Consider the following 24,651-nt stretch of genomic DNA (forward strand, 5'->3'; position numbering starts at 1 on the left):
ACTAAAATGTTATATTCTTTGCTAAAATCGTCTAAAAGACAAAATATTTCGATAATTTTACTGTCAGTAATCATAGAGGAGATATTTATTATCAACTTGTTATTCAGACCATTAAGTTAATAATTTCTTCTCTATTTTACTAATAACTAATACATTTTCTTAGCTCGAACTCACGTTAAGTTAATTATTCCTTCTCTATTTTACTAATATTTAGACTTTTTATTAAGTCGAACTCCTATTAATTATATAAATACAACTAAATATTTATAATTGTACTAATTGAAGATACAGCTTTTATTGCTAAAAGATAATTACATGTATTTAATACCTAAAACAACCAGTAAGTTAGTTTTTTATCTTGTAATAGGATAAATTTGCTAGTTATTTAGAATTTAAAAACAAAAGTTTAAGTTAGCTTTTGTGAGATGATTAAAGTGTTTTAAGCAATTGGCTAAAAACACAAATAATTTTTCCTTCATAGTAGTTTATAATCTAGCAAAAGACTTTATTACCAATTTGTATCCTAAAATTTATAATTAAATATTGAAAGGAAACAATTTTAGGCTAAGATTTCTATGAAATTCATAGAAATTGTTTGTGATATTAGGAATATGGTAATTAGTGAAGTTGGCAAGTATTCAATTCTTTGTAAAGTAAATAAATAGTATATATTTGTAGGAATAGTTTTATAATATCAATTTACATATTTTACTGCTAAACATTTTAAAATTTTTAACAAGTTCTGTATTGTTGTGGTCATTATAACTTAAGAAAGTAAGTTGAAAAAGAAATTAAATTTTATTGATAAAATAGTTGATTTTAGTTATGTTTGGTTTATTTTGATTTTTAAATAGAAAATATTTACAAGCAAAACTGTCTATTTATCGACTAAAAAAAAATAATAAGATTACCTTATCTAGTTTAATTAGGGATATGACTCTGTAAATGTGAAATAACTATACTAATTTTAAGAATTATTTTATCTTTGCGGCATATTGTATATTTATAACCTAGTCCTTAAAAAAAATATTTTTAGTAACATTGATTGGTTCTTTTAGTACGACGACAAGTTTTGTTAGTTAAATTATTGTTTAGTAATAATATCATTAACCATGTAATAGAGGTGATAATTGTTTTGTAGAAATAGGTTTAAAAGTATGTTAGGAGTGCTTAAATATTTTCTGTACAAATTGGTAAAGAAGTTTTAGTGATATTCAAATATCAACTAAGCAACATTATAGGTATCGAAGTGATTAGTTTTAGAATTAATACTATTAAAAATAATGAAAAAAGAATATAAGATAGCAATTGAAGCTTCATTAAAAGCAGGACAAGCTATAATGAATGTATATGAAAATGAGGATTTTAATGTGGAGTTAAAAGGTGATAAATCACCATTAACTCAAGCAGATAAAGATGCAAATGATATTATTAATTCATTTTTAATTTCTACAGGAATCCCTATCATAAGTGAAGAAAATAAACAGATAAATTACGGAATTAGGAAAGATTGGGACATCTGTTGGATTGTAGATCCGGTAGATGGAACTAAAGAATTTATTAAACGAAATGGTGAATTTACAGTAAACATTGCCTTGGTTTCAAATTGTAAACCTGTTTTTGGTGTTATTTATGTTCCTGCTACTAAAATTATTTATTTTGCAGATGTAGAAAAGAAGAAAGCATATAAATCAGCATTAGATTCCCATAATGTTGATGTTGAAATCGTTTTAGATTTAGCAAAAGCTATTCACCCTAAAGATGTAAGTAATAATGTTCAGGTTGTAGGTAGTAGGTCGCATATGAGTAAAGAAACTTTAAGCTTTATTGAGTCTTTACAATTAAAAGGAAAAGAAGTGGAAATTGTTTCCAAAGGAAGTTCTTTAAAGTTTTGCCTTGTTGCAGAGGGTAATGCAGATGTATATCCTCGTTTTGCACCAACAATGGAATGGGATACTGCTGCTGGACAAGCAATTTGTAATGCTGTAGGTATAGATGTAATTTCTAAAGAAACAAACAATTCATTGCTGTATAATAAGGAAAACTTATTAAATCCCTGGTTTTTAGTTTCTAAAAATGATAAATAGTTCTAGGAAAAGACATATACTCAAAGCATTTACTTGGAGGTTTGTTGGTTCAATAGATACTTTTTTTTTATCTTGGTTGATATCAGGAGATCCAATGATAGGTATGAAAATCGGTTTTACCGAAGTGATTACTAAAACTTTTTTATATTATTTACATGAGAGGGCTTGGTTTAAATTTAGTATAATTGATAGTAAAAAAAGACATTTTGTTAAAACTATTACTTGGAGGTTTATAGGTACTTTAGATACGATGCTTTTGTCATGGTATATGACAGGTGATCCCCTTACAGGATTGAAAATAGGAATAGCAGAAGTCTTAACAAAAATGTTGTTATATTATTTGCACGAAAGACTTTGGTATCAGATTGATTTTGGATTAAAGAAACGTAGAAGATTAAAAAAATGGAAAAAAACATTATAGAACATTCGTATCAGATTTCTCTGAGTGATAGAAAGATATTAAATAACCATAATTCCTTCTTGATTTGGTTTACAGGTCTTTCAGGTTCTGGGAAATCGACAATTGCAAACGCAGTTGAGCAAGAATTATTTAAAAAAGGAATAAAAACTTATACCTTAGATGGCGATAATATTAGGAGAGGGATAAATAAAGATTTAAGTTTTAGTCCAGAAGATAGAACTGAAAATATTCGTAGAATTGCCGAGATTGCAAATTTATTTATTGATGCTGGTATTATTGTTTTAGCAGCATTTATATCACCATATAAAAAAGATAGGGAGAATATTAAGAATATAGTCAACGACGTTAATTTTGTAGAGATTTATATTGAAACAAGTGTTCAGGAATGTGAGCGAAGAGATGTAAAAGGTCTTTATAAAAAAGCTAGAGCCGGAGAAATTAAAAATATGACTGGTATTTCTGCTCCATATGAAGCACCTGAAAACCCAGCGATTAAAATAGAAACAGAAAAAGAATCAATAGAGTCTGCTGTAAAAAGAATTGTTGATTATGTAAAACCTAAATTAGAAATAAAAAAATGAGTAAGTATTATTTAAATTATTTAGACGAGTTAGAGAGTGAAGCAATTTTTATTTTACGTGAAGTTTGGACACAATTTGAAAACCCAGTAATATTGTTTTCTGGTGGAAAAGATTCAATTTTAGTTACTCATTTAGCTAAAAAAGCTTTTTATCCTGCTAAAATACCTTTTCCATTAATGCATGTAGATACAGGTCACAACTTTCCAGAAACCATAGAGTTTAGAGATAAAACGATAAAGAATTTAGGGGTTGATTTAATAGTTGGTTCTGTTCAAGAATCTATAAACGATGGAAGGGTTGCTGAAGAAAAAGGGAAAAATGCAACAAGAAATGCACTTCAAATTACTACTCTATTGGATGTTATTGAAGAAAATAAAGTTGATTGTGCAATAGGAGGAGGTAGAAGAGATGAAGAAAAAGCAAGAGCAAAAGAACGTTTCTTTTCTCATCGTAATGAATTTGGGCAATGGGATCCAAAAAATCAACGACCAGAATTGTGGAATTTATTTAATGGTAAGTATTTTCAAGGAGAGCATTTTAGGGCTTTTCCAATTAGTAATTGGACAGAAATGGATGTATGGAATTATATAAAACGTGAAAACATAGATATTCCTTCATTATATTTTGCCCACGAAAGAGAGGTTGTAAGAAGAGATGGTACTTGGATACCTAATTCTAAATTTTTAAAGTTAGATCCTAACGAAGAAATTGTTACTAAAAAAATTCGTTTCAGAACATTAGGTGACATCACAATTACTGGAGGAGATGAATCTGATGCAGATACTCTTGAAAAAATAGCAATTGAAGTTTCTGGTATGCGACAAACCGAAAGAGGTAATAGAAGTGATGACAAGAGGTCTGAATCAGCAATGGAAGATAGAAAACGTCAAGGATATTTTTAGGAACACTTCATTTTAATTAAAAAAAAATAAAATATTATGATAGATAATAATCAATTATTACGTTTTACAACTGCTGGAAGTGTAGATGATGGAAAAAGTACCCTAATTGGTAGGTTGCTTTATGATTCAAAATCAATTTTTGAAGATCAAATTGCGTCAATTGAAAATACGAGTAAGAAAAAAGGGCATAAAGGTCTAGATATGGCACTTTTTACAGATGGCTTAAGAGATGAAAGAGAACAAGGAATCACTATTGATGTTGCTTACAGGTATTTTACAACTCCAAAACGTAAATTTATTATTGCAGATACACCAGGACATATACAGTATACCCGAAATATGATAACTGGTGCGTCAACAGCCAATGTAGCAACTATTTTAATTGATGCAAGACATGGTGTAATCGAACAAACTAAGAGGCATACTTTTATAGCCTCTTTATTAAATATACCTCATGTTATTGTTTGTATAAATAAAATGGATTTAGTAGGTTATTCAGAGAAAATTTTTAACGATATTGTTTCTGAATTTGAAGAAATAGCATCTAAAATGCAAGTACAAGATGTTCGATTCATCCCTATGAGTGCCTTGCTAGGGGATAATGTAGTTAACAAATCTGAAAATATGCCTTGGTTTCAGGGAGCTCCTATGTTACATACTTTAGAAACTATGCATATTAGTAGTGATATTAATAAGATAGATTCTCGTTTTCCTGTACAAACAGTTTTAAGACCCCAAACAGAAGATTTTATTGATTATAGAGGTTATGCAGGTCGTATTGCTGGAGGTATTTTTAGATTAGGTGATGATGTTACAGTACTGCCTTCAGGATTTAGTTCTAAAATTAAATCTATAGATACTATGGATGGTCAAATTAATGAAGCTTTTGCACCAATGTCAGTATCAATAACACTCGAAGACGATATAGACATTAGCAGAGGTGACATGATTGTGAAATCGAATAATAAACCAAGTGTTACTCAAGATTTAGAAGTTATGTTATGTTGGTTAAATGATGCACCTGCAAAACCAAGAGCTAAATATTCTATTAAACATACTTCTAATCTTCAAAAAGCAATGATAAAAGAAGTTTTTTATAAAATAGACATTAATTCATTAAGTCGAAATTTAGAAGATAAAGATTTAAATATGAATGAAATTGCAAAAGTAAAAATTAGAACTACCAAACCTTTAATGTTAGATTCTTACAGAGAAAATAGAACTACCGGAAGTATTATTCTTGTCGATGATATGACTAATGAAACTGTAGCTGCTGGTATGCTTGTCTAAATGTACTTATAAAAAAAATGGATTTAAAAAAAATTGCGAAAAAAGTTTTTGAAATCGAAGCCGAACAAATTGCAAACTTATCAAAACTTCTGACGGAAGATTTTGAAAAATCAATTAATTTAATAAGCTCATGTTCGGGTAAGTTTATTATTACAGGTATGGGAAAATCTGGAATTGTTGGAAAAAAAATTGCTGCGACTTTGGCTAGTACAGGTACACCAAGTTTTTTTCTACATCCAGGAGAAGCTTATCATGGTGACCTAGGTATGATTGAAAAAGAAGATGTTGTTTTATTAATATCTAATTCGGGTGAAACTGATGAGGTTTTAAAGTTGATTCCTTTTTTGAAAAGTCAAGAAAATATAACAATCTCTATGACAGGGAATCTTAGTTCAACTTTAGCCAACAACACTAATTGTCATTTAAATGTTTTTGTTGAAAAAGAAGCTTGCCCTCTTCAGCTAGCTCCCACTTCATCTACTACAGCCACAATGGTTATGGGAGATGCACTAGCAGTTGCTTTAATGAAAGTTAGAAAGTTTAAAGATGTGAATTTTGCTAAATTTCATCCAGGAGGAAGTTTAGGTAGAAGATTATTACAAACTTTAGAAAATGTAATGAAAAAAGAAAATTTGCCATTAGTACTTCCTTCTGCTTCCATCAAAGAAACAATTCAAGTTATTACTAATGGTAAGTTTGGTCTTGTAATAGTTGTAAACAATAATAAGGAAATAGTCGGAGTAATTTCTGATGGAGACATTAGAAGAGCTATGGAAACAAATCAAAATGATTTCTTTTCACTTAAGGCTAAAGACATAATGACAGACAGTCCTAAGACAGCTATTTTGAGTACTAGTTTGGTTGAGGCAGGAAAGAAAATGAATAATGAAAAAATCAGTTCTCTTATAGTTGTTGATAATCAAAATAAATTAAGAGGAATTGCCCAGTTATTTGATTTAGGTATTTAGGATTATGAAAAGAGTTATTATAATTCCTGCAAGGTTAAATTCCAGCAGACTCCCCAATAAAGTACTGTTAGATTTAGAAGGTAAAACTGTATTGCAAAGAGTTTTTGATCAATGTGTAAAAGTACAAAATGTAATTACTTATATAGCTACTGATAGTGAGTTGATTAGGGAAGAATGCTTGACTTTTACTGACAACATCATAATGACAAAAACTACGCATGATTCTGGGACGGAAAGAGTAATTGAGGCTGTTTTAAATTTGGATTGTAACGTTGTGGTAAATGTACAAGGAGACGAGCCTTTTATAAATCCTTTATTAATTGAAAATCTATTTCAAACAATTGAAAAAGATTCCGTATTAATGGCAAGTGTAAAGGAAAGAATTACAGAAAAAAAAGATTTAATTAACTCAAACTCTGTTAAAGTTATTACTGATAAAAATAACAACGCATTGTATTTTTCAAGGTCAGTTATTCCTTTTTTTAGAGATGGTTTAGAGAGTATACTTGATGATAATGGGAAAATTTCCAGTTCATATTTTTTTTATAGGCATGTTGGTATATATGCATATAAAAAATCATTTTTATGTGAGTATTCAAATTTAAATGAAGGTTATTTAGAAAAGTTAGAAAAGTTAGAACAATTGCGTGTACTTGAGAATGGTATAAAAATTAAAATGATAGAGACTAGTTATAAGTCAATTGGTATAGATACAAAAGATGACTATTACAGTGCTTTAAAAATAATAAGGGATGGTTTTTAATAATGAAAAAGTAAAAGAGAAAGCACTTAAAATTAAGGCGTTTTTATTAGATGTAGATGGTGTGTTGACAGATGGTAGTATTATTTATGATAACGACGGCTTGGAATATAAAAAATTTAATGTTAAAGACGGTCAAATAATATCTCATCTTAAATCTTTAGGTTTTTTTATAGGTGTTATTACTGGAAGAGAATCAGATGTTGTTAAAAATAGGTGTAAAGAGTTAAAAATTGATTTTCATAAACACGGAATTAAAAATAAGCTGATAGAATATCAAAAATTTAAAGAAACTTATAATGTTAATGATGATGAAATTGTATATGTAGGTGATGATATTATTGATTTGTGTATTTTGTCAAAGTGTGGTTTAAGTGTAACGCCTAATGACGCTAGGTTTTATATGAAAGAATCTGTAGATATAATAACAGAATCTAAAGGAGGAGAAGGTGTTTTTAGAGATATAGCCGATTTTGTGTTAGATAGCCAAAACCTTTTAATTGAAATAATTGAGAAGCTAAAGAAATAAATAATATAATAATACTATGAATACTGTTTTAAAAGGAATTCCTAATATCAAAAACCTAAACTCAGATAATTTTTTCTTATTATCTGGTCCTTGTGCTATCGAGGGTGAAGACATGGCATTGCGCATTGCTGAGAAAATTGTTACTATTACTGATAAATTACAAATTCCGTATATTTTTAAAGGAAGTTTTAAAAAAGCAAACAGAAGTAGAATTGATAGTTTTACAGGTATTGGAGATGAAAAAGCACTAAAAATTTTACGCAAAGTTTCAGAAACTTTTAACGTGCCAACTGTTACAGATATTCATGAAGTTTCTGATGCTATAAAAGCAGCTGAGTATGTAGATGTTTTACAAATTCCTGCTTTTTTAGTTCGTCAAACAGATTTAGTGGTGGCTGCTGCAAAAACAGGTAAAGTTGTCAACTTAAAAAAAGGACAATTTATGAGTCCTGCTGCGATGAAACATGCTGTACAAAAAGTAAAAGATGCAGGTTCAGAAAAAGCATGGATTACAGATAGAGGTACTATGTTTGGCTACCAAGACATGATTGTAGATTTTAGAGGAATACCAGAAATGAGAAAATTTGCACCTACAGTTTTAGACGTAACCCACTCTCTACAACAACCAAATCAAACTGCGGGTGTTACAGGTGGCAGACCAGACATGATTGAAACCATTGCCAGAGCAGGAATTGTAAATAATGTAGATGGTTTGTTTATAGAAACTCATTTTGACCTTGCAAATGCAAAAAGTGATGGAGCTAATATGCTACATTTAGATAATTTAGAAGTATTATTATACAACCTTAAAGAAATTAAGAAAACAGTTAATAGTCTTGATTAAATCTAATATAAAAATTCTTCTTTTAAAATTTTCAGGATCGTTATTTTTATTTTTAATAACTATTTTGATTTCAAAAAACATTTCCTTAGAAGAATTCGGAACATATGAAGTTTTAGTTAGAATTTCATTGTTAATTTCAACAATATCGGTATTTGGTTTACCAGCCTTAATTAATAGAACTAAGAGTTTTTATGAAGCAAAAAAAATTTTTGTTTCAGGAATACAAACTGTTATAACAATTGATTTAATTATATCAATATTTAGTTGTTTGATTATATACATATATCAAGAAAATCTTAAATTTGGATTATTAATAATTTTTGGGAGTTTTTTTTACCCTTTGTATAGATTAATAGGTGCTTTGTATTTGAAAAATAAAAAATACACAAAAAGTATTTTAACTGATGATGTGTTGTTTTATCTAATTTTATATTCTTTATTATTACTAGTAATAGCAGTATCTAATAAAATAAATATTTTTGAAATCTCACTGTTTGTTCTTATTTCTCGGTTAGTCGTTTTTTTATATTTCTACCCAATCAAAAAACTCTTTTTTTTTAAGATAAAGATTAATATAAAACTTCTTCAAAAATCTTTTCTACTTTTTTTACAATCTTTTTTACAAAAAGCGCTAAATAATTTACCCGTAATTTTGTGTGGTTTTTTATTTACTCAACAAGAAGCAGGAGTTTATGCACTTTCTGTTAGATTATCTAGCATTTATTTAATAGTTCTAAGTTCATTTAATTATTATATAACACCAAAAATTTCAGAGAATTTAAATAATAGCAGATTTAAAATAATGCTTAAAAAAGGATTATTACTTTTCTTAGTTTTTTCTATATTAATTTTCACAGTAAATCTTTTTTTGTCAAATATTATTACATCTATTTGGCCTGAAATGAAAGGAGAATTTTTAACAATTTATTTTGTAGTTCTATTAGGTTATCTAGTAAATTTATCAACAGGAAGTGTAGGTGTAATATTGAACATGACAGGTAACGAAAAAAAACACTTAAAGGTTAATCTCTTTTCATTAATTTTAATTATAATTTCATTTATTTCGTCATTATTTTATAATTCTTTTTTGTATTTCACAATTTTTATAAGTTTAATTATGGGACTTGAGAATATTTTAAAACTTTTATACGTTAGATTTTTTTTTAAAACTATATGAAAAAATTATATTTACATATTGGATTTCCTAAGACAGGGACAACATTTTTGCAGAGAAATGTTTTTACGGAGTCTAAAAAGAGCGGTTATAAATATATAAGTAAGGATTATGGTAATCATAAATATTTTAATGTTTTTTTATTAAAAAACAGATTAAAGCTATTAGAACTATTTAATAATAGTAATAATGTTTTAGTTTCTGATGAAACTTATATTTTTCAAAAAATACAAACAAGTGTAGAAAATAATTTTTTTACTGATTATAATGAACTTTATGATCTGTTAAAATTTCTTAAAGAAAAAAAAATTTCTGTAAAATTATATTTTATTACTAGGTTGCAAAGTGATATTTTATGTTCTTTGTATGTACAACTACTACAAGGTCATCTTAATAAAAATTGTAGTTTTCCTGATTTTTACAATTTATTCAAGCCTAGTTCTTCACTTCATAATTTACTATTATATGATAAATTAAAATCTAAAATTTTAAAGAACTTAGATGAGAAAGATTTATTTTACTATTCTTATGAAAAATTTAATCAAGATAAATTTAATTTTGTTTGTCAAATCTTAGATCATATGGAATTGCCAAAAGATTTTGTTAAAAATGTTGACTTAACTGAAAAAGTAAACAATAGGTCTCTAAAATCATCAAGTAAGGTTACTCATCCTTTAACTTTAAGATTTATTTTATATAGAATAAAAAGAAATATTTTTGGTAATAAAATAAGCTTTGGAGTTGGAGTAAAACTTAAACCCATATTAGACTCTATAAAATTTAAGAATTCTAAAGTAGTTACTTTTACTGAGCAAGATAAATCTATAATTTTTAATTGGTATAAAAAATGAGTATTATAGATTTAACTTTAATTTTTTTGTCCTTTTTCTTGTTGATTAAATCAAAAAACTTACTCTTTATATTTCTTTCATCATATATTTTACTTTATGGTCTTAATGTTATTTTTGTTACTTATATTCTTAAGATCCCTTTCTCACCTAGTACAGATAAATTTTCTTCTTTTGATTCAGTTACTATGGCTTTACTTTCCTTTTTAATTATTTCTTGGTTTAGTTTTGGGAACATTAAACTAACATTTAATAATTTTAAGATAAAAAAAACGTATAGTAATCTTGATTTTATAAAATCATTAGTAATTATATTTTACGGACTATTCTTAATTTATGATAAAGGTTTGAGAGTTTCAGGAGCTTTTGTTGATTTCAGGGGAGATAGGTCAATTCTAGAGGATTATATAGCAATAATTTTTTTAGTTTTTTTTATAAGTTCTAGAGCGTCAAAATTTTTAATTGTAGCATTTGCTATTATTTCTATTAGTTATTTAATGGCAGGTGAAAGAATGAGAATGTTTATTTACGGAGGTACTATTTTTGTTTATTTGTATAGGAATAAGTTGTTTTTATTAAAATTAGGGTTACCAATTGCATATATATTTGCAGAGATTATTTCCGTATTTAGGTCTAGTACTAGTTTTGGTGTTAGAGATAGTGGTTATTTTGTGTCACATTTTGGTTCGGTAACTGTAAGTTCTCTTTACTTAGATGAATTTACTTCAGTTCTCCCCTTTACAGAAAAAATACAATATTATTTTGGTATTATTATAGGGAATTTCATACCTTCTTCTACAATACCCAAAGGTTTTGATATTAGAGGAGATTTATTAGGTAAATTTGAAATTCCTGGAGGAGGATGGTTTACTAGTTTCATTTTATCTACAAGTAATTGGTATATATATATACTAACTATTATAATGATTTGTTTACTATTAAGGCATATGATGAACAAAAAGTCACTCGTTACAAATTATATGATTTTTTTTATAATCATAACGTCACCTAGATGGTTTATGTATTCTCCATATTTAATTTTTAGATTTTCTATATATGCTGTATTATTACTAACACCAATTTTATTAATAAATAAAGGTAGATATTTAAAAACCTCTCATTTTTCTTCATCAAGTTAAATTTTAAGTAATAAAATTAATTATAAACTTTACTTTATAATTAATTACTAGTAATTAAAATTATAATATTTAATAAATTAATAAATTAATAAAATGTTAAAAAAGAAAACGTCTAAATAAAAGTTCTTTATATATAATTAACTAAATAACTAGAACCAATACCCAGTTGTGTATTTTAATAAAAGTCATTAAATTAGAATAATTTTTATAATATAAATGACTGAAGTTTCTATTAATAATAATAGTTTTATTTTTAAATTATTGTCGATCTAAATTTATATTAAAAAGAATTTAAATTAAAAGCACTTATTTATCATAAAAAAATACCTAATAATTTTTAAAGAAAAAATACTAACCAAAAAAAATAAAAAAATGCAAGAATCAATTGATCCACTAAGAAAAGAGTTAAATTTAATTCAAAAAATAAAAACTTGGTTTGGGAGTAATTCTGTAATAGTTCTTACTATGGGTAAAGTTGGTACACTTACTATTTGTAATTCTTTAGAAAAAATAGATATTAACCATGTTCACCCACATTCATTAATACATTCATATCCTGGAACTCATTTCTTAAAAAATGTTAAACTGCCATTTAGTAAACATATATATTATACTTACAAAACTATTACCAAAAGGATAAAAATAAAAATTTGGAAATTACTATCTTCAGAAATTGTAATAGTTACAGGTATTAGAGATCCTTTTTCAAGATATATTTCTGCTTTTTTTGAGCAAGCACATTATTTAAATTATGATACTAATAAAAATGATATTGAAGATGTGATTAAGAAATTAGACTACCATGGAGACTTTAATTCAACTTTTAATTGGTTCGATAAGGAGATTAATAAAGTTTTTGGGATAGATGTTTTTAAATTTAATTTTGATAAAGAAAAAGGTTATTCTGTTATAACAAAAGGGAAGGTTAAATTATTCATTTATAGGTTAGATAAGTTAAATGATTTAGAAGCTGAGTTAAAAGATTTTATAGGTTCTGAAAAATTTAAACTTATTTCGCATAATATATTAGATAACAATTTAAACTACCTTAAATTAAAAGATGCTTATAAATTTAAAAAAATAGAAATAAATGAAGTGGTAAAATCAGAATTTATGAAACATTTTTATAAAAAAGATGAACTAAATAATTTATTGGATAAATGGACAAATTAAATATATCAATTAAAAACTATTTAAATCCAAAAGGTTTAAGAGGTTTTTTTTTAAAAATATTTTATTTCTTTTCAGACTACACAATTTCTGTTAGAGGAAGCTTAGGTAGTGGTGTATTGTTATTTATTAACAATGAATTTTCTCTTAGAAAAGACCATTACAAACAATTAGAGAGGGTGTATTTAAGTTTATTAGAAAGGGGTGTTGATGTTGTGTTTGTAAGTGCAACAAGAAGGCTGACTTTTTTTGGAAAGTTTAATTTTAAAAAACAATTTGAAAAAGTTTTCCTTAAAATTGGTTCGAATTATGAGAAAGTATTAGTTTTTTGCGATTCAGTTCCGCTACAAAACTTTCTAGTTTCAAAATATAATACTAATAAAGTACCTACTTATTCTTTACAGCATGGTTTTTATATAGAAGATTCTAATGAAGTTTTTTTAAATGTTTATAAATCATCTAATGCTAAAAATTTTTTTGTTTGGGATAAAAGAACTTTGCAATATATGAAGAAACATAATTTTGATAGAAATTATATTCTTGTTGGGCCGCATTTAGAGAAAGAATATAGTTCAAATAGTATCTCTGTTAAATCAAAATATCAAATTGCAATATATGGATGTGGTAAAGATCAAAATGAGGAGAATGACTACTTAAAAAAGGTGTACTTTTTTTTAAAGTCTAAAGATATTAAAACAGTAATTATACCTCACCCTAAATGGACTATATTTGATAAAATATTTTTTTATTTTAAAAATAATATTTGGTTAAAATCTAATAAATTAAAACATTGTAGTTTTGATTTATCTTTAGTTTTAAATTCAACTGTTTTTAATGAATTAAAAGTTAGAGGAGAAAAATATAAAATTTTAAATTCTTATTTTAAATCAGGAATAATACCTTCTGTAGAGCAAATGTTTGATGCAGATAATGAAAGAATGGATGTTTTGTCACCTTTTTCTGATGTGAAAGAATCATTAAGTATAATTATTAATAGTTTAAAAGTATGATTTTTAAGTTTTTTTGGTTTTTGAGAGGAATAATTTATAAACCTTTTTTTGGAAAATTTAGCCTACCTTCCTACATAGGAAAACCTGTTTCTATTCGTAATTTTAAACGTATTTTTATTTCAAAAAAAGTACGTATTTTTCCAGGAGCTCGTATTGAAGTTGTTAATAAAAAATCTTCAATTATATTTGAAGAAAATATTTCTATTGGTCAAAACCTACATATTACCTCAGGAGGGCAATTGAGAATTGGAAAAAATACTGTGTTTGCTGAAAATGTTATGGTTACCAATATTGATCATGAGTATCAAATAATTGGAATGCCTATATTAGATCAACCCCACAAAATAATTAAAACTGAAATTGGTGAAAACTGCTTTTTAGGTTATGGTGTGGTTATTCAAGCCGGTACAATTTTAGGAAAGCAGTGTGTTGTTGGTTCAAATTCAGTTGTAAGAGGTGTTTTTCCGGATTATAGCGTTATAGTAGGAGCACCAGCAAGGATAGTAAAGAGATATAATGAGAAATCAAAAAAATGGGAAAGAACAAATAATAAAGGAGAATTTATATAATATGAAAAATATTTTAATTACAGGAGGAGCAGGTTTTATAGGTAGTAATTTATCACTAGCTTTAATAGATAAAGGTTACAAAATTACAATATTAGACAATTTATCACCTCAAATACATGGAGAAAATCCAATAGAAACTTCTCCTTTGTATAAAAGTATAAAAGATAAAGTTACCTTTATTAAGGGTACAGTTACTTCTAGAGATGATTGGGAAAAAGCTTTGCAAAATCAACATATAATTGTTCATTTTGCAGCAGAAACAGGCACAGGCCAATCGATGTACTGTATTGAGAAATATACAGAAGTCAATATTCAAGGAACTGCAATTATGTTAGATATTTTAGCAAACTCTAAACATAATGTTCATAAAATTGTAGTAGCATCATCGCGTTCAATATATGGTGAAGGAAAATATGTTCACCCTGAGTTAGGAGAAGTTTATCCAAAACACAGAGATGAAAATGACATGCTATCTGGAGATTTTGAAGTGAAATATGATGGGTTTTCAGATTTAGAGCTCGTTGCAACTACAGAAGAATCTAAAATTCATCCCTCATCTGTCTATGGAATTACAAAACAAAATCAAGAACAGATGATTATGACAGTATGTCCTACAATTTCTATTGCTCCAGTAGCCTTTAGATATCAGAATGTTTATGGTCCTGGGCAGTCATTGTCAAATCCATATACAGGTATACTTTCTATTTTTTCTACTCAGATTAGAAATGGTAATGGAATTCAGATTTTTGAAGATGGAAAAGAAACTAGAGATTTTGTCTATATATCTGATGTAGTAGATGCCACTATACTTGGTATTGAAAAAGATTCAGCAAATGGAGAAGTATTTAACGTAGGTACAGGAGAGGCAATAGACGTTTTAACAGTTGCAAATACTTTAATTGATTCATACAAGATTGATGTTCCTGTAACTATAACTGGAAGATTTAGATTAGGAGATATTAGGCATAATTTTGCAGATTTAACCAAAATAAATAATTTATTAGATTTTAAACCAAAAGTTTTTTTTAAAGAGGGAATAAAACAATTTACAAAATGGGTTCTAAAACAAGAAATTCAAAAGGATGAGTTGTCTACATCTTTAGAAGAAATGAAAAGAAAAGGTTTGTTAAAGTGATGGATTTTATAGATTTGGATGGAAAAAAAATATTGTATATTTCTGTTAAAACGTTTAATTACGAAAAAGAAATAGAAAAGAAACTTGTTTCTTTAGGTGCAAAGGTAGATTACTTCGATGAAAGACCATCGAATTCTATCTTAGCAAAAGGTATTATTAGAGTTAAAAGATCTTTATACAAGAAAAAGATAGATGCCTATTATAAAAGTATACTAAATTCTATAAATGATAAAGTATATGATTACTTTTTTTTAGTAAAGGGAGAAGTTATACCTAGTTTTTTTCTAATTAAATTAAGACAAAAAATGCCTAAATGTAACTTTATTTTTTACACTTGGGATTCTTTTGATAATAATCCAAATGCAGTTTCTATACTTCATTTTTTTGACAGGAAATTTACATTTGATAATCAGGATGCAGAAAAATTTAAAATTGACTTTAGACCTTTGTTTTATATAGATAGTTATAAAAACGTTTTAAAGGATATACAAAATAGCCATGAATATGAATTGTTGTTTTTAGGGACTGCTCATTCTGATAGGTATAAAATAGGAACAAACATAGTGTCTTATTGTGATTCAAATAATTTTAAAAGCTTTGCATATTACTATATGCCTAGCAAGCTTGTGTATTTTATCAAGTCTTTATTTGATTCTTCATTTAAAGAATTTGACATTAAAAAAATAAGTTTTAAAAGCTTAAATTTAGAAAGAATTATTGAGTTATATAAAAAATCAAAAATTATATTAGATATAAATCATCCATCTCAAAGAGGTATGACTATGAGAACTTTTGAGGCTCTTGGAGCAGGAAAGAAAATTATAACCACAAATAAAGAAATAAAGAAATATTCTTTCTATAATTCTAATAATGTATTTGTAATAGATAGAAATAATATTAAATTAGAAAAAAAATTTTTCGAATCAACCTTTAACCCATTAAGTAAAGAAATGTTATATCAAATGTCTATTACAGGGTGGTTAAAATCAATATTTATTGAAAACGATACGGATTTTTGGTTAAATAATAAATAATTTTATGAAAGGAATAGTATTAGCAGGAGGTTCAGGAACAAGGCTTTATCCTATAACAAAAGGGGTTTCAAAGCAGTTATTACCAGTATATGATAAACCTATGATTTATTATCCAATATCGGTTTTAATGCTAGCAGGTATTAATGAAATACTAATTATTTCTACCCCAGAAGATTTGCCTAATTTTAAAAAATTATTAGGATCTGGTGCAGATCTAGGTATTCAGTTAACTTATAAAGAGCAGCCTAGTCCAGATGGTTTAGCACAAGCTTTTATTATTGGTGAGGACTTTATAGGGAATGATAATGTTTGTTTAGTGCTAGGAGATAATATTTTTTATGGGCATGGTTTAACTGAGATGTTGCAATCTGCCAGAAAAAATGTAGAAATAGAAAATAAATCAACGGTTTTTGGTTATTATGTAAATGATCCAGAAAGATATGGGGTTGCAGAGTTTGATAATCAAGGCAATGTAACCTCAATTGAAGAAAAACCAGAAAATCCAAAATCTAATTACGCAGTTGTTGGGTTGTATTTTTATACAAATGATGTTGTACAAATAGCCAAAAAAATAAAACCTTCTGATAGAGGTGAACTAGAGATTACAACAGTAAACCAAGAATATCTTAAAAAGAAAAGCTTAAAAGTTCAGTTAATGGGTAGAGGTTTTGCTTGGTTGGATACTGGTACACATGATTCACTCATGGAAGCAGGTCAGTTTATTGAAACGATTGAGAAAAGACAAGGTTTAAAAGTAGCTTGTTTAGAAGAAATAGCTTATTTTATGAAATACATAAATAAAGCACAATTAAAAAAACTAGCAGAACCATTAAAAAAGAATGGTTATGGACAATATTTATTAAATTTAGCTAAATAAAGTAATGAAATTTATAAAAACTGAAATTCCTGATGTTTATATTATAGAACCATCAGTATTTGGAGACAATCGAGGTTATTTTTTAGAGTCTTTTAATTTACAAAAATTTGAAGAAAACGTACATGAAATAAAATTTGTACAAGATAATGAGTCTAAATCATCAAAAGGTGTTTTAAGAGGATTACATTTTCAAAAACCACCTTTTAATCAAGCGAAACTTGTTCGTTGTGTAGAAGGAAAGGTTATTGATGTTGCTGTTGATGTAAGAAAGGGGTCTCCAACCTATGGCAAACACGTTGCTGTAGAACTTACAGGAGAAAATAAAAAACAGTTATTTGTTCCTAGAGGTTTTGCTCATGGCTTTTCTGTTTTAAGTGAAACAGCAGTTTTTGCTTATAAAGTAGATAATACTTATGCCCCAGAATATGATTTTGGTATTCGATGGAATGATAAAGACTTAAATATAAATTGGGGATTAGATGAAAGCGAAGTAAGACTATCTGAAAAAGATAAAGATTTAACTTTTTTCAAAGATTTAGATTCACCTTTTAATTATTAATATGAATATTTTAGTAACCGGATCAAATGGACAACTGGGTTCAGAATTACAAGATTTATCAACTAGTTTTTTAAATTTTAATTTTATATTTAAAGATCTACCAGATTTAGATATTTGTAATTATTCAGAAATAGAAAATTGTATCACTACCAATAATATTAATGCTGTAATAAATTGTGCAGCCTATACTGCTGTAGATAGGGCTGAAGAAGATCAACAAATTGCTCAAAAAGTTAATTCAGATGGTGTTTTTAATATTGTAAAAGCTCTTAGTAAAGTAAAAGGTAAATTAATTCATATTTCTACAGATTATGTTTTTGATGGAAATGGTTATTTACCTTACCAAGAATTTGACCAGGTTAATCCTATAGGTGTTTATGGTAATACCAAAAGAAGTGGAGAATTATCAGTTATTAATTCTGATATTGATGCCATCATCATAAGAACATCATGGTTGTACTCTGCTTATGGTAATAATTTTGTAAAAACAATGTTAAGATTAGGGGGTGAAAGGGATGAGTTAGGTGTCATTTTTGATCAAGTTGGTACGCCTACAAACGCAGCAGATTTAGCAAAAGTTTGTCTTGATATATTCTCTTATAATAATGAATCTAATATTTCAGAGAAATGTCAAGTGTATCATTTTTCTAATGAAGGTGTTGCTTCTTGGTATGATTTTGCAAAAGCAATAATGGCAATTGGAGGGGTTAAATGTAAAGTAAAACCAATCGAAACAAAAGAGTATCCAACACCTGCAAAAAGACCTCATTTTTCAGTTTTAAATAAATCTAAAATTAAAAAAGATTTTGAAATTAAAATTCCTTATTGGAGAGATTCACTTGAAGAGTGTATTTCAAAGTTAAACAATAAATAAAAATTAAATGAAAAAGAATATATTAGTTACAGGAGGAGCAGGTTTTATAGGATCTCATTTGGTAAGGTTGTTAGTTAATAAATATCCAAATTATCATATTGTTAATATGGATAAGTTAACGTATGCAGGAAACCTTGAAAATTTAAAAGATATTGAAAGCAAAGAAAATTATTCTTTTGTTAAATGCGATATTTGTGATTTTGATAAGGTTAAAAATGTTTTTATCGATTACAAAATAGATAATGTTATTCATTTGGCAGCAGAATCTCATGTAGATAGATCTATAAAAGATCCTTTTTCATTTGCTCAAACCAATGTTATGGGTACTTTAAGTTTATTACAAGCTGCAAAATTATATTGGGCTAATAATTTTAAAGACAAATTGTTTTATCATGTTTCTACAGATGAAGTTTATGGCTCTTTAGGTAAAGAAGGTTTCTTTTTAGAAACTACAGCCTATGACCCACATTCACCTTACTCAGCATCTAAGGCATCGTCAGACCATTTTGTTAGATCTTTTCAAGATACTTACCAGTTTCCTACAGTTATCTCAAATTGTTCAAATAATTATGGGTCTTATCAATTTCCTGAAAAATTAATACCATTATTTATTAATAATATTTGCCAAAACAAACCCTTACCAGTTTATGGTAAAGGAGAAAATGTAAGAGATTGGTTGTTTGTAGATGATCATGCAAGAGCTATCGATGTAATTTTCCATAAAGGAAAGTTAGGGGAGACCTATAATATTGGAGGGTTTAATGAATGGAAGAATATTGATTTAATTAAAGTTATTATTAAAACTGTAGATAAGTACCTTGGTAGAGAAATTGGTGCTTCAGAAAAACTGATAACATACGTTACAGATAGGGCAGGACATGATTTAAGGTATGCCATAGATTCTACAAAGTTAAAAGATGAATTAGGCTGGGAACCTTCATTACAATTTGAAGAAGGTATAGATAAAACAGTAAAATGGTATTTAGATAATGAAACTTGGTTAAAAAATGTAACCTCTGGTGATTATGCTAAATATTACGAAGCAATGTATAAATAATTTTTTCTTTAATTTTAGTTTATGAATTTATACTTATTGGTATTTGCAATTTTAGCAATAACTTGTTTTATTTATTTAAAATTAGCTATTAAATTTAAAATTATAGATAAACCCAATCAAAGAAGTTCTCACACAAAAATTACAGTGAGAGGAGGAGGAATTGTTTTTCCAATTGCTGTTCTATTATGCTTCTTTTTCAATGAGTTTCAGTATTTCTACTTTACTCTTGGAGTTTTATTAATTTCTATTGTTAGCTTTTTAGATGATATATATACTTTAAGTTCTAAAATTAGGTTTCCTTTTCAATTTATAGCAGTTTTTTTAATTTTATACCAAGTCAGTCTTCCTTTTGTACCCATTTATTTTTTTGTATTTTATCTATTACTAGGTGTTGGGCTGGTAAATATGTTCAATTTTATGGATGGTATTAATGGTATTACAGGCATGTATAGTTTGGCTGTTTTGCTAGGGTTGTTCCTAATTAATAATAACGAGCAAATTGTAAATGAAGATTTAATTATCTACTCTGTAATTTCACTCTTAATATTTGGGTTTTATAACTTTAGAAGAAAAGCACTTTTTTTTGCAGGTGATATTGGAAGCATAGTAATTGGTATGGTTATATTTTTTATAGGCTTGTTATTTGCGATACAATTAGCATCACCATTAATTTTATTAATTGTTATTGTTTATGGAGCTGATTCTGGTATGACACTTTTGTATAGAAAGTTTTATACTCAAGAAAATATTTTTGATGCTCATAGGCATCATATTTATCAAAAAATAGTAGATGTTTATAAAATTTCGCATTTAAAAGTAGCAGCTATTTATAGTGTAATTCAGTTAATTATAAATTATATTATCTTTAATACATATAATTTAGAACTCTCTAGCCAACTTATAGTTTTCTTTGGGTTAGTTTTATTATTTATGATATTGTATGTTTTATTATTTAGAATAATAAGAAAAAAAGATTTAATTAAAAATGCCTCATAAAATTCACTTATCAACTTCAGAAATATCTTTAAAGTTTCCTTTTAAAATTTCAACTAAAAATACCAATTCTATTTTAAATTTTGAGGAAAAACTAGAAAGATATTATGGTACTGATAAGAAAATTGTAGCTTTAAATTCTGGCACTTCAGCAATACATTTAGCATTAATTTTAAGTGGTGTTAAAAAAGGAGATGAAGTTTTATGCCAATCATTTACCTATGTAGCAACAGTAAATCCAATACAATACCAAAATGCAACCCCTATTTTTGTTGATAGTGAGCTTGATACGTGGAATATGTGTCCTGTATATTTAGAGAAGGCTATAAAAGATCGAATTTCAAAAGGTAAAAAACCAAAAGCAATTATTTTTGTTCATATATATGGCATGCCAGCAAAAGTAGATGAAATTGTTAGTGTAGCAAAAAAGTACAATATTGCTTTGATTGAAGATGCTGCTGAAGCACTTGGCTCTGAATATAAAGGTAAAAAGTGTGGTAGTTTTGGTGATTTTGGAATTCTTTCCTTTAACAACAATAAAATCATATCCACCTTTGGTGGAGGAGCATTAATTTGTAACACCAAAATAGATAAACAGCAAGCTATTTTTTTAGCAACTCAGGCAAAAGATAAATCTACACATTATGAGCATTCTAAATTAGGGTATAATTATAGATTGAGTCCCTTGTTAGCAGAACTTGGTTGTTACCAATTAGATACTTTAGATCAAAATATAGCTTTTAGAAGAAAAAACAATCAATTTTACCAAAACCTATTTAAACATCGTAACCAAGTTTTACTTTTTAAAGAACCATCTAAAAGCTATTTCTCTAATCATTGGCTAAATTGCATTTTATTTTCTGAATGTAATAATGATTTTTTTAAAGAAGAGTTAAAAGTACAATTAGATAAAGATAAAATTGAATATAGAACTTTATGGAAGCCAATGCATTTACAACCACTTTTTAAAAAACATCCATTTTATGGAGCTCGTAAAAGTGAGTATTTATTTAAAAATGGTTTATGTTTACCCTCTGGATCGAATCTTAAAAAAAATGATTTTATCCGAATTAAAGATTCTATTAATAAAATTTTGTAGTTTCGTTTTAAAATGCACAAATAAATGTTAAAGAAAATTATATTAAATGCTTTAAAGAATCACGCCTCTAAATGGGTGGTTTTATTTGTAGATTTAGTTTTGATATCTTCAAGTTATGTTTTTACTTATTTTGTAAGGTTTATAGATTTAGAAGCGCAGTTTGAAATTTTATTAAAACAATTGCCAATACTAATTATAATAGCACTAATTAGTTTTCTTGCAGTTGGCTCTTATAAAGGTATCATTAGACATACAGGAACAAAAGATGTTTTTAACGTCTTTTTTGGTGTGTCTATATTCAGTTTAATTTTAACATTTGGTGTAATTTTAAATAAACTGTTTACAATAAGTTCTGTTTTAGTAATTCCAAGATCTGTATTATTGATACATTATTTAGTGTCCATATTTGTATTAGTAATCAGCAGGTACATTTTTAAAGCCTTTTATGAAACTATTTCATCACAATTAAAAACATTAACAAATGTATTAGTTTTTGGTGCTGGAGAATCTGGTATCATAACTTATAACGCACTAAATAACGAAAGAAAAAGTAATTATGTTGTTTTTGGTTTTATTGATGACGATAAAAATAAAATAAATAAAAAAATAAATAGGATTAAAATATATGATGCAAAAAAGATAACAGAAGATTTTGTATCAAAAAATCATATCCAAGAAGTAATCATATCAATTCAAAATTTAAAACCTAATAGACTTCTAGAAATAACTGATGAATATTTAAAATTAAATTTAAAAGTAAAAATTGTTCCACCTTTATCAAAATGGATAGAAGGAGATTTAAATGCAAACCAAATACAACAAATTAATATTGAAGACCTATTAGATAGAGATCAAATTACAATAGATAATCCGATTGTTCAAAGAGATGTAGATAATAAAGTGGTTTTGGTTACTGGAGCAGCAGGGTCTATTGGAAGCGAAATTTCTAGACAATTATGTCTTTACAGTTGTAAGTTAATTGTTTTATTAGATCAAGCAGAGTCGCCTCTTTATGATTTACAACAAGAGTTAATTCAAAAAGGTATCACTAATTTTGTTGCTATAGTGTCAGATGTAAGGGATAAACACAAAATTTCTAGAATTTTTAAAAAATATAAACCAGAAAGAGTTTTTCATGCTGCAGCATATAAGCATGTGCCTTTAATGGAAAAAAGTCCTTATGAAGCAATTAAAGTAAATGTTTTGGGAACAAAAAATTTAGTAGATTTATCCTTAGAAAATGAAATTGAACGATTTGTAATGATTTCTACAGATAAAGCTGTAAACCCAACCAATGTTATGGGAGCTTCTAAAAGAATTGCAGAATTGTATATTAGCTGCGCTAGCAAAAATTCTAAAACAACAAAATTTACAACAACAAGATTTGGAAATGTTTTAGGTTCAAATGGATCTGTAATTCCGCTCTTTAAGAAACAAATTGAAAATGGAGGTCCTTTGACCGTGACTCATAAAGATATTACTAGGTATTTTATGACAATTCCAGAAGCATGTAGTTTAGTTTTGGAGGCAGGAACGATGGGGAAAGGTGGAGAAATCTACATATTTGATATGGGTAAATCAGTCAAAATTTTTGAAATAGCAAAGAGGATGATTGATTTATCAGGCCTAAAATACCCTGAAGATATTGATATAAAAATAACAGGTTTAAGACCTGGAGAAAAATTATATGAAGAGTTATTAGCTAATGGAGAAAATACAATTAAGACGTATCATGAAAAAATTATGATTGCTAAAACTCAAACACTAGAGGATCCCGATATAAAATCTAAAATTGATGATTTAACTACTGATTTTAATTTATTAGACAATAGTAATCTTGTTAAATTAATGAAAGCCGTCGTTCCAGAATATGTGTCTAACAACTCAGAATTTGAAAAGCTAGATAATGTTAGTTTCTAGTTATTTTTTATGCTACTTTTGAAAAAATTTTTTAATATGATGAAGCTTAAAATTAAAGCAACTTTTATTTTATTAATATTATTAATTTCCTCATGTGTCTCAAATAAAGATATTGCTTACTTTCAATTTGATGAAATTGAGCAAAATAAGGTAAGTAATAGATTTAAAACAATATTTAAGCCAGATGATTTATTACAGATCACAATTTCTTCAGAAGATATTGATGCTGCAATGCCTTTTAATCTTCCAGCAGTAACTTTTGGAGCCTCTAATTCTGCTGCAATCGGTAGCCCAAGACAACAAAATTACCTTATAGATAGTAAAGGAGAAATAGATTTTCCAATATTAGGAAAATTAAAGCTAGGAGGTATAACAAGAGAACAGGCTATAGAGTTGTTAAAAACTAAATTATCACCAGATTACATTTCAAATCCAACAATAAATATAAGAATAGCTAATTTTAAAATAACTGTTTATGGAGATGTTCAAAGGCCAGGTACTTTTACAATTCCAAATGAAAGAGTAAGTATTTTAGATGCAATTGGTTTGGCCGGAGATTTAAACATTTCTGGTCGTAGAGATAATGTAATGGTTATTAGAGAAGAGGGGAATAGAAAAGTAAAATATAAAGTAAACTTGCTTTCTAATAAAACACTTACTTCTCCTGTTTTTTATTTACAACAAAATGATGTTGTTTATGTTGAACATAATAAGGCTAGAATACAATCTGCCATATCTAATACAAGTGTTAGTCTATTCATCTCAGTTACAGGTTTACTTATAACTATTGTTTCTCTTTTAACAAGATAAT

25 protein-coding genes are annotated in these 24,651 nt (G+C 27.1%); all 25 read left to right on the forward strand.

Going from position 1 to position 24,651, the window contains the following annotated elements:
* The first annotated feature begins 1,283 nt into the window (after positions 1-1,283).
* The 25 genes from cysQ (at position 1,284) to Q0731_RS07190 (ending at position 24,650) form a co-directional block, all read left to right on the forward strand.
* A complete protein-coding gene (gene cysQ / locus Q0731_RS07070; RefSeq protein WP_299061898.1) occupies positions 1,284-2,087 on the forward strand; it encodes a 3'(2'),5'-bisphosphate nucleotidase CysQ in 804 nt (267 codons plus the stop codon).
* Positions 2,077-2,508 (forward strand): DUF2061 domain-containing protein, encoded by a 432-nt coding sequence (locus Q0731_RS07075; RefSeq protein WP_299061901.1) that lies wholly within the window; start codon positions 2,077-2,079, stop codon positions 2,506-2,508. Before cysQ ends, Q0731_RS07075 begins: the two co-directional genes overlap by 11 nt.
* On the forward strand, positions 2,490-3,089 hold the full coding sequence (gene cysC, locus Q0731_RS07080) for an adenylyl-sulfate kinase (RefSeq protein ID WP_299061904.1): 600 nt from the start codon (positions 2,490-2,492) through the stop codon (positions 3,087-3,089). Before Q0731_RS07075 ends, cysC begins: the two co-directional genes overlap by 19 nt.
* The gene (cysD, locus tag Q0731_RS07085; RefSeq protein WP_299061907.1) at positions 3,086-3,991 is read left to right on the forward strand and encodes a sulfate adenylyltransferase subunit CysD; all 906 of its coding nucleotides are present in this window, start codon (positions 3,086-3,088) and stop codon (positions 3,989-3,991) included. The genes cysC and cysD overlap by 4 nt, the downstream gene beginning before the upstream one ends.
* Positions 3,992-4,024: 33 nt before the next feature.
* Complete coding sequence (locus tag Q0731_RS07090) at positions 4,025-5,281, forward strand: GTP-binding protein (RefSeq protein ID WP_299062355.1); 1,257 nt, start codon at positions 4,025-4,027, stop codon at positions 5,279-5,281.
* Positions 5,282-5,298: 17 nt separating this feature from the next.
* Positions 5,299-6,249: a KpsF/GutQ family sugar-phosphate isomerase gene (locus tag Q0731_RS07095; protein ID WP_299061910.1), complete on the forward strand. Its 951-nt coding sequence runs from the start codon at positions 5,299-5,301 to the stop codon at positions 6,247-6,249.
* 4 nt (positions 6,250-6,253) lie between these two features.
* On the forward strand, positions 6,254-7,012 hold the full coding sequence (gene kdsB, locus Q0731_RS07100; RefSeq protein ID WP_299061912.1) for a 3-deoxy-manno-octulosonate cytidylyltransferase: 759 nt from the start codon (positions 6,254-6,256) through the stop codon (positions 7,010-7,012).
* A complete protein-coding gene (locus Q0731_RS07105; RefSeq protein ID WP_299061913.1) occupies positions 7,002-7,538 on the forward strand; it encodes an HAD family hydrolase in 537 nt (178 codons plus the stop codon). Before kdsB ends, Q0731_RS07105 begins: the two co-directional genes overlap by 11 nt.
* Before the next feature lie 16 nt (positions 7,539-7,554).
* A complete protein-coding gene (gene kdsA / locus Q0731_RS07110; protein ID WP_299061914.1) occupies positions 7,555-8,382 on the forward strand; it encodes a 3-deoxy-8-phosphooctulonate synthase in 828 nt (275 codons plus the stop codon).
* Positions 8,375-9,559, forward strand: coding sequence for an oligosaccharide flippase family protein (locus Q0731_RS07115; protein ID WP_299061915.1), 1,185 nt, complete (start codon positions 8,375-8,377; stop codon positions 9,557-9,559). Before kdsA ends, Q0731_RS07115 begins: the two co-directional genes overlap by 8 nt.
* On the forward strand, positions 9,556-10,407 hold the full coding sequence (locus Q0731_RS07120) for a hypothetical protein (RefSeq protein ID WP_299061916.1): 852 nt from the start codon (positions 9,556-9,558) through the stop codon (positions 10,405-10,407). Before Q0731_RS07115 ends, Q0731_RS07120 begins: the two co-directional genes overlap by 4 nt.
* A 185-nt stretch (positions 10,408-10,592) precedes the next feature.
* Positions 10,593-11,543: a hypothetical protein gene (locus Q0731_RS07125; protein WP_299061917.1), complete on the forward strand. Its 951-nt coding sequence runs from the start codon at positions 10,593-10,595 to the stop codon at positions 11,541-11,543.
* A 372-nt stretch (positions 11,544-11,915) separates the two neighbouring features.
* Positions 11,916-12,716, forward strand: coding sequence for a putative capsular polysaccharide synthesis family protein (locus Q0731_RS07130; protein ID WP_299061918.1), 801 nt, complete (start codon positions 11,916-11,918; stop codon positions 12,714-12,716).
* Complete coding sequence (locus tag Q0731_RS07135) at positions 12,704-13,723, forward strand: hypothetical protein (RefSeq protein ID WP_299061919.1); 1,020 nt, start codon at positions 12,704-12,706, stop codon at positions 13,721-13,723. Before Q0731_RS07130 ends, Q0731_RS07135 begins: the two co-directional genes overlap by 13 nt.
* Positions 13,720-14,292: an acyltransferase gene (locus tag Q0731_RS07140; RefSeq protein WP_299061920.1), complete on the forward strand. Its 573-nt coding sequence runs from the start codon at positions 13,720-13,722 to the stop codon at positions 14,290-14,292. The genes Q0731_RS07135 and Q0731_RS07140 overlap by 4 nt, the downstream gene beginning before the upstream one ends.
* Position 14,293: 1 nt before the next feature.
* Positions 14,294-15,427: an NAD-dependent epimerase/dehydratase family protein gene (locus Q0731_RS07145; protein WP_299061921.1), complete on the forward strand. Its 1,134-nt coding sequence runs from the start codon at positions 14,294-14,296 to the stop codon at positions 15,425-15,427.
* The gene (locus Q0731_RS07150) at positions 15,427-16,461 is read left to right on the forward strand and encodes a hypothetical protein (RefSeq protein ID WP_299061922.1); all 1,035 of its coding nucleotides are present in this window, start codon (positions 15,427-15,429) and stop codon (positions 16,459-16,461) included. Before Q0731_RS07145 ends, Q0731_RS07150 begins: the two co-directional genes overlap by 1 nt.
* Before the next feature lie 4 nt (positions 16,462-16,465).
* Positions 16,466-17,338 carry a glucose-1-phosphate thymidylyltransferase RfbA gene (rfbA, locus tag Q0731_RS07155; protein WP_299061923.1) on the forward strand — a complete coding sequence of 291 codons (873 nt, stop codon included), beginning with the start codon at positions 16,466-16,468 and terminating at the stop codon, positions 17,336-17,338.
* Between the two features lie 4 nt (positions 17,339-17,342).
* Positions 17,343-17,897 carry a dTDP-4-dehydrorhamnose 3,5-epimerase gene (gene rfbC, locus Q0731_RS07160; RefSeq protein ID WP_299061924.1) on the forward strand — a complete coding sequence of 185 codons (555 nt, stop codon included), beginning with the start codon at positions 17,343-17,345 and terminating at the stop codon, positions 17,895-17,897.
* Position 17,898: 1 nt separating this feature from the next.
* Positions 17,899-18,771, forward strand: a complete 873-nt coding sequence (gene rfbD / locus Q0731_RS07165; RefSeq protein WP_299061925.1) for a dTDP-4-dehydrorhamnose reductase — start codon at positions 17,899-17,901, stop codon at positions 18,769-18,771.
* Positions 18,772-18,778: 7 nt separating this feature from the next.
* Positions 18,779-19,828: a dTDP-glucose 4,6-dehydratase gene (gene rfbB / locus Q0731_RS07170; RefSeq protein WP_299061926.1), complete on the forward strand. Its 1,050-nt coding sequence runs from the start codon at positions 18,779-18,781 to the stop codon at positions 19,826-19,828.
* Positions 19,829-19,849: 21 nt separating this feature from the next.
* On the forward strand, positions 19,850-20,824 hold the full coding sequence (locus tag Q0731_RS07175) for a glycosyltransferase family 4 protein (RefSeq protein WP_299061928.1): 975 nt from the start codon (positions 19,850-19,852) through the stop codon (positions 20,822-20,824).
* The gene (locus Q0731_RS07180) at positions 20,814-21,920 is read left to right on the forward strand and encodes an aminotransferase class I/II-fold pyridoxal phosphate-dependent enzyme (protein WP_299061929.1); all 1,107 of its coding nucleotides are present in this window, start codon (positions 20,814-20,816) and stop codon (positions 21,918-21,920) included. The genes Q0731_RS07175 and Q0731_RS07180 overlap by 11 nt, the downstream gene beginning before the upstream one ends.
* Before the next feature lie 24 nt (positions 21,921-21,944).
* Entirely contained in the window at positions 21,945-23,840 is a 1,896-nt protein-coding gene (locus tag Q0731_RS07185; RefSeq protein ID WP_299061930.1) for a nucleoside-diphosphate sugar epimerase/dehydratase, read from the forward strand.
* 39 nt (positions 23,841-23,879) lie between these two features.
* On the forward strand, positions 23,880-24,650 hold the full coding sequence (locus Q0731_RS07190; RefSeq protein ID WP_299061932.1) for a polysaccharide biosynthesis/export family protein: 771 nt from the start codon (positions 23,880-23,882) through the stop codon (positions 24,648-24,650).
* Position 24,651: the final 1 nt, after the last annotated feature.

The sequence above is a fragment of the uncultured Polaribacter sp. genome (genome assembly GCF_947497695.1).
Lineage (GTDB): Bacteria > Bacteroidota > Bacteroidia > Flavobacteriales > Flavobacteriaceae > Polaribacter.